Here is a 1,296-nt window from a genome sequence, read left to right as displayed (position 1 = left end):
GGGGGAGATGGTCGGAAGACCAGAGGGGGTCGCAGCGCCTTACGCGGTCCGCCACGAACACGACGCTGACGATTTACGGGAGACGACCCCCTCTGTCGCCTTCGGCGACATCTCCCCCTCAAGGGAGGAAATCAAGGCGCATAAATCGGGTGGCGCCCGCGCACGCCCCATGCGAAGCCAGCCTGGCCAAGGAGGGACGCACCCATGCTCACGCTCTACGATTATCTGCCCTCGCAAAATGCCTGGAAGGTTCGTGTCCTGCTTGGCCTGCTCGGCATCGCTTATGAAACCCGCATTGTCTCGATCTTCGAGGGCGAGAGCCGTACGGAGGCCTTCCTGAAGCTCAATCCGGCCGGCGCCGTTCCCGTGCTCGCCGTGGAGAATGGGGCGGCGATCGCCGAATCCAACGCCATCCTCGCTTGCGTCGCGGAGGGGACGCCCTACCTGCCGGCGGACCGGCTCGCGCGCGCCAAGGCCATGCAGTGGCTGTTCTTCGAGCAGTACTATGTCGAGCCGGTCATCGGCTCGCTGCGCTTCTGGTCTCTGACCGGGCGGCTGGAGCGCAATCAGGCGATGGTGGCCGGCAAGCGTGAGGCGGGCGCCCGCGCGCTTGGCGCTCTCGAGCGCAGCCTGCAGGACACCCCGTTCCTTGTCGGCGGCTCGCTCACCATCGCCGACATCGCCGTCTATGCCTACGGCCATCGCGCCGAGGATTGCGGCTTTTCGCTTGCCGACTATCCGGCGGTCAGCGCCTGGATCGATCGGGTGAGCGGGACGATCGGCTCAGGCTATCCCGTGCATCCCTACAGCATCGACCCGCATTCGGGCGGTTGATGGGCACGAAACGGGGTGCCGCTTGTCAGGCGCTGCCCCGGAATGATGTAGGGTGTTTCAAAAGTATTCATTAGCCATTTGAACTTACCGTCTCGTATTGTTTGTTTGCTATTGCCTGGTCGAAATTGGCGGAGCGCAATAGCGTGCAGGAAGACGACGCGAAGTCATCGGAACAATGGCGGAAGATTGCCCGCTATGCGGTGAGCTGCCCCAGCCCGCACAACACGCAGCCTTTCCGGCTCCGTATCCTAAGCGATCGCGAGGCGGAGATCGTGTTCCTGCCGCGGCGTGGACTTTATGTGGCCGACCCGGAGGGCCGCTTCACTTGGCTCACCGCTGGCATCTTTGCCGAGATATGTTCAATCGCAGCGCATGGCCTGGGCTTCGAGCTCGACTGCGCAACCGACTTCTCTCCGATGTACAAGGGTGGCGACACCCAGACGCCCCAGGTCATATCGAGGC

At 63.3% G+C, this 1,296-nt stretch carries 1 protein-coding gene and 1 pseudogene; both read left to right on the top strand.

The genetic code is table 11. From position 1 onward, the window contains the following. The first annotated feature begins 204 nt into the window (after positions 1–204). Complete coding sequence (locus EOA60_RS33370; protein ID WP_095824534.1) at positions 205–834, top strand: glutathione S-transferase family protein; 630 nt, start codon at positions 205–207, stop codon at positions 832–834. A 143-nt stretch (positions 835–977) separates the two neighbouring features. Beyond that, a pseudogene (locus EOA60_RS33365) lies at positions 978–1,296 on the top strand (hypothetical protein); the annotation flags it as partial.

Source organism: Mesorhizobium sp. M1A.F.Ca.IN.020.06.1.1 (genome assembly GCF_004023265.1).
GTDB lineage: Bacteria > Pseudomonadota > Alphaproteobacteria > Rhizobiales > Rhizobiaceae > Mesorhizobium.
The sequence above is the reverse complement of the archived record's forward strand: the minus strand, read 5'-3'. Positions and strand labels throughout refer to the sequence as shown.

What these genes read in the sequence shown, in the direction of transcription:
- EOA60_RS33370 (WP_095824534.1), top strand. Translation starts at nt 205, where the DNA reads ATGCTCACGCTCTACGATTATCTGCCCTCGCAAAATGCCTGGAAGGTT.